7 protein-coding genes and 1 pseudogene are annotated in these 7917 nt (G+C 27.0%); 5 read left to right on the top strand and 3 right to left on the bottom strand.

Annotated elements, in window-relative coordinates; translation table 11 throughout:
* The first annotated feature begins 505 nt into the window (after positions 1 to 505).
* From F811_RS0100940 to F811_RS0100920, 5 genes are all read left to right on the top strand, one after another.
* On the top strand, positions 506 to 2011 hold the full coding sequence (locus tag F811_RS0100940; protein ID WP_020003434.1) for a sodium-dependent transporter: 1506 nt from the start codon (positions 506 to 508) through the stop codon (positions 2009 to 2011).
* Positions 2012 to 2035: 24 nt separating this feature from the next.
* Positions 2036 to 2131: a MetS family NSS transporter small subunit gene (locus tag F811_RS16405; protein WP_020003433.1), complete on the top strand. Its 96-nt coding sequence runs from the start codon at positions 2036 to 2038 to the stop codon at positions 2129 to 2131.
* Positions 2132 to 2566: 435 nt separating this feature from the next.
* Complete coding sequence (locus F811_RS0100930) at positions 2567 to 3142, top strand: CarD family transcriptional regulator (RefSeq protein ID WP_020003432.1); 576 nt, start codon at positions 2567 to 2569, stop codon at positions 3140 to 3142.
* A gap of 81 nt (positions 3143 to 3223) precedes the next feature.
* Entirely contained in the window at positions 3224 to 4222 is a 999-nt protein-coding gene (locus F811_RS0100925) for a PIN/TRAM domain-containing protein (RefSeq protein ID WP_020003431.1), read from the top strand.
* Positions 4219 to 4836 carry a cyclase family protein gene (locus F811_RS0100920; RefSeq protein WP_020003430.1) on the top strand — a complete coding sequence of 206 codons (618 nt, stop codon included), beginning with the start codon at positions 4219 to 4221 and terminating at the stop codon, positions 4834 to 4836. Before F811_RS0100925 ends, F811_RS0100920 begins: the two co-directional genes overlap by 4 nt.
* 100 nt (positions 4837 to 4936) lie before the next feature.
* Here the strand turns inward: F811_RS0100920 and F811_RS0100915 are convergent, their stop codons facing one another.
* The 3 genes and pseudogenes from F811_RS0100915 to F811_RS15925 form a co-directional block, all read right to left on the bottom strand.
* Positions 4937 to 6169 carry an ABC transporter substrate-binding protein gene (locus F811_RS0100915; RefSeq protein WP_020003429.1) on the bottom strand — a complete coding sequence of 411 codons (1233 nt, stop codon included), beginning with the start codon at positions 6167 to 6169 and terminating at the stop codon, positions 4937 to 4939.
* A gap of 49 nt (positions 6170 to 6218) precedes the next feature.
* Positions 6219 to 6860, bottom strand: coding sequence for a porin family protein (locus tag F811_RS0100910; protein WP_020003428.1), 642 nt, complete (start codon positions 6858 to 6860; stop codon positions 6219 to 6221).
* Positions 6861 to 6988: 128 nt separating this feature from the next.
* Positions 6989 to 7908: pseudogene (locus tag F811_RS15925) on the bottom strand (Rpn family recombination-promoting nuclease/putative transposase).
* Between the last annotated feature and the right edge of the window lie 9 nt (positions 7909 to 7917).

Here is a 7917-nt window from a genome sequence, read left to right as displayed (position 1 = left end):
GTATATCCTCGTTCCCTACAGAACCTAAAAGATAGCGTACAAAATAATCGTTCATTCTGTTTATACTACGCATTTATATTATACTCCAAAATTATAATAATAAATATTAGTTAAACAAATTTTTTGTTCATAATAAGCCAAGATAATTCAAAAAAGTAAATTTTTTTATAATTTTTTATAGTTATAGAAGCTTTTTAATAAAATATAATACATCTTTTATTTATAATCTAATTACCCCGCCCACCCGCCCCATATAATCCTAAAAATGATAATCTTACTAATATTAAAAACATACAAATATTTATAAAAAATCTTCATAATAATTTTTTAATAAAAATACAAAGAACAATATTGTACTATATAAAAGCAAATACGTATTTATATTATCTATTTTTATGTGAAAAATAAAATAACAAAATTCTATACAAAGTATTGATATTTAAAGCATTTTCATATATTATATAAATTTAGTATATATAATGAAAAAATAAAGGAGAGAAAAAAGATGAGTCATCATCATCACAGAGGACAATGGGGAACAAGAGCAGGTTTCATACTTGCTGCAATAGGTTCTGCTGTTGGTTTGGGTAATATATGGCGTTTTCCGTATATGGTTGCATCTAATGGCGGCGGAGCTTTTATGATAGTTTTTCTTATAGCTATGCTTACTGCAGGTATACCTATAATGATATTAGAGTTTTCTATAGGGCATAAAACTCATAAAAGTGCTCCAGGTGCTTTGAAGGCATTGAATCCGTCTTGGGAATGGTTAGGCTGGCTTCAGGTATTTACATGTTTTGCAATAGTTGTTTATTATTCTGTTATTATTGCTTGGTCACTATCTTATGGTTTATTTTCTATTCAGGGGTTAAAATGGGGAACTGATACAGCTGGATTTTTTACTAACGAATATTTAAAACTTCAAAGCGGTTTTTCATTAAGTAATTTTAATGTTGGTGTTGCGATACCTCTGATTATTGTTTGGGTTATAATACTTGTTTCTGTTATTGGCGGCGTTAAAGATGGTATAGAAAAAGCTAATAAAATATTTATGCCTTTATTAGCCGTTTTAGTAGTAATCATTCTTATTAGAGGTGTAACTTTACCAGGTGCTTTAGCTGGTCTTGATTATATGTTTAAACCTGATTTCTCTAAACTTACTAACCCTAAAATTTGGATAGATGCTTACGGACAAGTATTTTATAGTATGTCTGTTGCTTTTGGTATAATGATTACATACTCAAGCTATCTTCCAGATGATTCTGATATAGCAAACAATGCATTTATGACAGGTTTTGCTGATACTAGCTTTAGTTTATTTGCTGGTATTACAGTATTCAGTATAATAGGTTATATGGCTCATTCTCAAGGAAAAGCTGTTGCTGATGTAGCTGGAAGCGGCGGTATAGGTTTGGCATTTATGGTATTTCCAGAAGCTATCAACTCTCTTCCTGGTTTAAATGGAATATTCGGTTTAGTATTTTTCTTGGTTCTTGCATTTGCTGGTCTTACTTCGGCTATTTCTCTTGCTGAAGTAGTAATATCTTCATTTATAGATAAATTCAATTTCAACAGAAAAAAAGTAAGTATTATTATCATTGTAATACAAGGTGCTATATCTATGGTATATGCTACTGGAAGCGGACTTTCTATACTTGACATAGTTGACGCTTTTGTAAACAATTATAATATTGTAGTAAGCGGACTTATAGAGATTATATTAGTTGCTTGGGTATATAAACTTGGTTCATTTAAAGAAACTATCAATACTGTAAGTGAGTTTAAAGTAGGTGTTTGGTGGGACTTCTGCTTGAAATTCTTAACTCCTATATTCTTGGCTGTAATGCTTTCATTAAAATTAATTAATGATTTCAAAACTCCTTACGGAGGATATCCTACTTGGGCTTTAGTTGCTTTGGGCTGGTCTATGCCTGTTATAGCATTTATAGTTGGTATATTATTTGCTAAGTTTAAAGACAGAAATCCTAATGTAACTCATCAGTCTAAATAAAATTAAATAAAAGGAGATAAAATTATGGGAATAGATTCTGCTATATTTATGGGACTTAGTTTGCTAGCTATATGGGGAGGTTTTGCTTTCTTTCTTAGCATAGCTATAAGAAAAATGTAAAATAATAAATAAGTAAATACAAATTAAAGGCATTAACTTTTTTAAGTTTTTGCCTTTTTTTATAAATAAAAATAATTTTTTTTATTAATAGTCAAAAAAATATAAATATCTATATTTCTTATTTTATAATACAAAAACAATTAAAAAAAATTAGTCAGCAAAATGAAAAGAACTTTATTAATTACTACAGCAGTATTAAGTATGCTATTTTCTTCAATATTTGGTATGTATGGAGATAAGATATTATACAGGTATAGATGCTTCTAATTTATAGTTTTTATATCATTACAATTTTACGGCAATCTATGTAAAGTGCCGTATTTTTTTAAAGTTCTAATATGTATTGATTTTTTAAAATATTGATATATAATAGAGAGAGGTATATTATTAAATTTTGAGAATAAATAATTAACTTATTTGTAAAAAAGGCTTATAATGTATAAATTAAATACTTATGTTGTATATCCTATGTACGGTATATGTAAAGTGATAGGTATATCTGATAGTAAAGTGAATTCTAATCTTGTAGAATGTTATGTATTAGAATGTGAAAGTGAAAATATTACATTAAAAGTCCCTATAAACAGAGTTAAAGAATATCGTATACGTAAAATAATTTCAAAAGCAGAAGCCGATGAACTCATTAATGTGCTCCAAACAAAACCGCAGGATATAGAAAATAACTGGAAAATAAGATATCAGGAAAATGAAGAAAAATTAAAAAGCGGCGATATTAAAGATACAATAGAAGTAGCTAGAAGTTTATTTACTAGAAACAAATTAAAAGAACTATCGGCAAGTGAAAAACGTTTATACGAAAAGGCTTATATGTTTATAGTTAATGAAATCAGCATAGCTTTAAAAAAAGACAAAGATGAAATTGAAGATATAGTATCTAATGCCTTAGAAAAATCTGCCAAAAAATTCAAAACTAAACCTTTAGAAAAAGAAAAATTGGTAAAAGAAAATAAAGACAATACTAAAAAAAAGAAAAAAGATACTAAAGAATAATACTCTTCAATATTTCTAAAAAAGCATTTATTCAAATAAAAAATAAATATATCTAAATTATAGTTTGTAGGGGGAACTATTATGTGGAGAATAGTATATTTTGTTATATCTTTTTTAATAGCACTAATGGATTATTATTTTACAAAAACTTTTAATTATAAAACCATATCCATATTTTTACTGAGTGCTGTTTTAATATTTTTATTTGAGTTTTTACTTATAAGAAAGAAATCTTCTAAAATTACTCTGGCATTTTTTATTTCATTTTTTTTAACTATAGTTACAGTGCTTTTAACTATAAGTACTATTAATATGATAGGTATTAAATTATCTACTAATGAGAAATTAATCATTCTTTTTATAGAGGGATATCTTACTTTTGGAATTATAGCGGCGTTTATACCTAATATATCAAATATGCTTAATCTTACAAAACCTGATAAAAATAAAACAGCAAAAATACTTGATACTTCTGTTATAGTAGACGGAAGAATATATGATATTGCTGAAAAGAAATTTTTTGACGGACTTCTTGTGCTTCCAGAATTTGTGATAAAAGAAGTACAATTCTTAAGCGATGCCAGAGATCCGCAAAAGAGAATAAGAGGAAGAAGGGCATTAGAGATTTTAAATAAAATGAAATCTTCTAAAAATATACTTCTTTCTATTACTGATATAGATTTTCCTAATATAAAAGAAGTAGATTTAAAACTTATAGAGCTTGCCAAAAAAATGGATGCTAAAGTTATTACTAATGATTTTAATTTGATGAAAGTAGCTTCTATTCATGAGGTTGAAATATTAAATATAAATGATTTGGCTAATTCGCTTCATGTTGTAGTACTTCCTGGTGAAACTATTAAAATTGATTTGATAAGAGAAGGAAAAGATAAGCAGGCACTTGGATATTTAGAAGATGGCACTATGATAGTTGTTGATAATGCTAAACATTTAATAGGAAAGAATGTTGAAATAGAAATAGACAATGTACTTCCTAAAGAGGCTGGAAGAGTGATATTTGCTTCTCTTGCAGGGGCTAAACAATCAAATAATAATAATAAAAAAAGACATGATAAATGATAATAGATCTTTCTTCTTCAATTTATAACAATATGCCTCATTATCCTGATGATATTGATGTAAAAGTTGAAAGTTTTAATTATGAGTATTTTAATATAACAAATATCAATATGTGTGTACATAGCGGCACTCATATTGATACTCCTCTTCATTGCATAAACAATAAACCTTCTGCTGAAAATATAGATTTAAATTATTTTATAGGCAAAGCTTATTGTATTGAAATTAAAACAGATAAAGAAAACAAAATAAACTTTCCTAACAATTTTAATTTTGACACTATAAAAAAAAATAATATACTTCTTATTAATACCTCTTGGCATAAGAATATTAATACAGATTATTATTATAAATATTTTCCATATTTAAGCGAAAGTTTTGCTTATAAATTATTGGACTTAAAAATTAAAACTATAGGAATAGACACTCCTTCTGTTGATAATATTAATAATAATTTGATACATAATATTTTATTTTCACATGATATATGCATTATAGAAGGACTTGCCAATTTAGATAAAGTATCGAATAAAGAATTTTTCTTTAGTGCCGCACCTTTAAAAATAAGAGGTTCTGAAGGCTCACCTGTAAGAGCGTATGCTGTAATTGAATAACAAAAAATAATAATTTTTAAGAAAGCTAAATATAAAAATTGCAAATCCATTTGCTATAGATTTTTAGCGAACAATTTTTATTAGCAATAATAAAAAATAATTAATCTTTTTTTCTTTTCTTTACTTCTAAAATAATTAATATCATAGTTGTAATAATAACAGCAAATATAAGTATTTTATTAAAAGGTAATTTAACACTTTTATTATTAAGAAAATTATTCCAAAGATTCTCCATTAAAACACCAGATCCATTATCAAGTTCAGATATTCTTTTTGACATGTATACAATATTATCCTTATCTGGATATATTCTTTTATCATTTTTTATTTCATCAGGAAGTAATTCTAAAGCTGCTGTATTTGGTGTGGCATATCCTATATATTTAGTATTCTCATATGCTACTTGCTTCTCACATAAAAAATTTATATACATATGTGCCGCTTCTACATTTTTAGCATTTTCAGCAATTGCCAAACATTCAACAAAAGGATTTCCCCCTGATTTTGGTATAGCAAAATTAATATTCGTATTTTGTTTCATAACAGTTAAAGCATCGCCTCCATATGTAACGCCTATATATGCTTTTTCATCTCTTATTTTATATAGTATTTCGTCCATAACATAGTCCTGAACTATATATCTTTGCTTTTTTAAAATATCAAACGATTTTAATATCTCTTTTTCATTTGTAGTATGCAAATCAAATCCTAAATAAGCATTAGCAGCTACAAAAGCATCTCTTGGGGCTATTGCCATAAGTATCATATCTTTATAATCTTCATTAAAAAGTATAGACCAATCAATATCTTCTTCTTTAATATCTATATTCTTTTTATTGTATATAATACCGCTCATTCCCCAAGTATATGGAACACTGTATTCACCTTTGGGATCATAGGCGAGTGAAAAAAAGAATGGATCTATATTATTTTTTACAGCGGGAAGTAAATCGAAATTTAATTTCTGTATCATATTATTTTTTATCATTCTTACTATTATATAATCAGTAGGGGTTATTACATCATAATCCTCAGTATGTAATTTTAATTTGGCATATACTTCTTCATTAGAATTATGTATTATATAATTTACTTTTATTCCAGTGATATTTTCAAATTCTTTTATAATATCCATAGAACCTTTAGAGCCGTTAGCTATATACTCTCCCCAATTACATACATTTAATATAATATTTTTATCTTTTAATTTTTCATAATAATTCAAATCTAACTGACTTTTATCAAGTTTGCTTACAAAAGAAGAGTTTTGAGCAAATATTATACTGCCATATAAAAGAACAATAAATACTGCATAATACAGACGATTGTACATTATTTTTCCTTAAATTGTTTTTGATGTTTTCTTAAAAATAAATTTGTTTTTAGAACCTGATACCTATCTGACCTCCTATATCAAGACCGCCTATTTTTGTCTTTGGAATACTTTCTTTATATTCAAGCAAAGGGAAATCATAAGAAAGATAAACACCTAAAGTTACATTATAAAGAAGTAGGAAATCCAAACTTGCTTTAAGATATGGTATATATAAATTATAAAATTTATTCTGTAATTGTTTAAGAGTGTATTTTTCTATTATCTCTCCACCGCTGTTTTCTTTAGAATAGCTGCTTCCGCCTAGAGGAAATTTTACTCCAGCTCCAACTCCTATAGACATAAATAATATATCTATTTTAGGCATTAAACCTATAGATAAACTGTCAAAGGTAACATTGCCTTTAGACAAATCTGATTTATATGCAAATACATCTCTTTGATATCCGAAATCTAATGATATACCTAGAGAAAAAATAGTCAAATCAAAATAATAATTAGGCTTTAAATAAACACCAAACTCAAAACCTCCGTCTGGTTTTACAGTTTCACTTTGTTTTCCGTCTTCAAGATAAAAACCTATACCAGCACCCAAAGGCACACTTAAATCAACGCCAAATCCATCTTTAGCCATAAGCCCTGAAGTCATAACAGATAAAAATAAAAACAAAATTAATGCAGCTTTCTTCATAATATTACTCCAGTTTTTTATTATTATATTAAAGATATAAATATTTTCTGTTTTTTCAAGCATTAATTAAGTAAATATTATGTTTTTATATATAAATGAGATATTACATCAGAAACAATAATACAAATTTACAATTTTGACACTTCTTCTATACTAAGCCCAGTATTTTCACTAATAATTTTTATATCTATACCAGCATTTTTGAAACTTCTAGCTATAGCAATCTGCTCTTCTCTTCTGCCTTCCTCTATACCTGCTATTCTGCCTTCCTGCATGCCTTTTTCTATACCTCTTTCCATTCCTTCTTGTAAACCTTCTTCACGTTCTCTTCTTAACATTAATGTTTGACCATATAAAAAGCATCTCTGGCATTATAAACTTCCATCTCATCTTCACTGGATATAAAACGTTCGTATCTTTTTATTACTTTAGGCATGATATTATTAACCTCCTTTAATTTATCTTTTACTTTATCCAAATCTTTAGCTGTAAAAAACTCTATCCAAGATAATATTTTGTTTCTTTTTATATATTCTGCATCAGAATTATTCAATATCTTTGTAAATCTCGGAATTTCCACTATATGCATCTGAACCATATCTAAAACAATATTTGGATTTTCAGTGTCTATAAGCTTAAAACATCTATGAGGTTTACCTGCATCTCCAAAATCCATATTGAAGTCTACAAAATTAATGCTTATAACTTCACTAATTATATCATAAGGCTCTTTTTCTTCCACTTCGCTTACTATATTCTTAGATATATAATAGTATATTCTTTTCAAAAAGTCTATATTTCCAGAGAGCTGTATCTCTATAATAACTTTTCTGTTATCAGTTGTTAAAGCTTTTACATCAAGTACGGACTCTTTTAAGTTAATATTTTCTGGCAAGTTGTGAGGATTGATTATTTGCAAGTTGTGTACAGTTTCAAAGCCCAAATCTTCAAGCACGGCATTTACTATGTTTTCTAGTATATCCTCGTTCCCTACAGAACCTAAAAGATAGCGTACAAAATAATCGTTCATTCTGTTTATACTACGCATTTATATTAT

Origin of the sequence: Brachyspira innocens ATCC 29796, assembly GCF_000384655.1 — a bacterium.
In the GTDB taxonomy this organism is placed as follows: Bacteria; Spirochaetota; Brachyspiria; order Brachyspirales; family Brachyspiraceae; genus Brachyspira; species Brachyspira innocens.
Note: the sequence above shows the minus strand (reverse complement) of the source record. Positions and strands in the feature narration are given on the sequence as shown.

What these genes read in the sequence shown, in the direction of transcription:
- F811_RS0100940 (WP_020003434.1), top strand. Translation starts at nt 506, where the DNA reads ATGAGTCATCATCATCACAGAGGACAATGGGGAACAAGAGCAGGTTTC.
- F811_RS16405 (WP_020003433.1), top strand. Translation starts at nt 2,036, where the DNA reads ATGGGAATAGATTCTGCTATATTTATGGGACTTAGTTTGCTAGCTATA.
- F811_RS0100930 (WP_020003432.1), top strand. Translation starts at nt 2,567, where the DNA reads ATGTATAAATTAAATACTTATGTTGTATATCCTATGTACGGTATATGT.
- F811_RS0100925 (WP_020003431.1), top strand. Translation starts at nt 3,224, where the DNA reads ATGTGGAGAATAGTATATTTTGTTATATCTTTTTTAATAGCACTAATG.
- F811_RS0100920 (WP_020003430.1), top strand. Translation starts at nt 4,219, where the DNA reads ATGATAATAGATCTTTCTTCTTCAATTTATAACAATATGCCTCATTAT.
- F811_RS0100915 (WP_020003429.1), bottom strand. Translation starts at nt 6,169, where the DNA reads ATGTACAATCGTCTGTATTATGCAGTATTTATTGTTCTTTTATATGGC.
- F811_RS0100910 (WP_020003428.1), bottom strand. Translation starts at nt 6,860, where the DNA reads ATGAAGAAAGCTGCATTAATTTTGTTTTTATTTTTATCTGTTATGACT.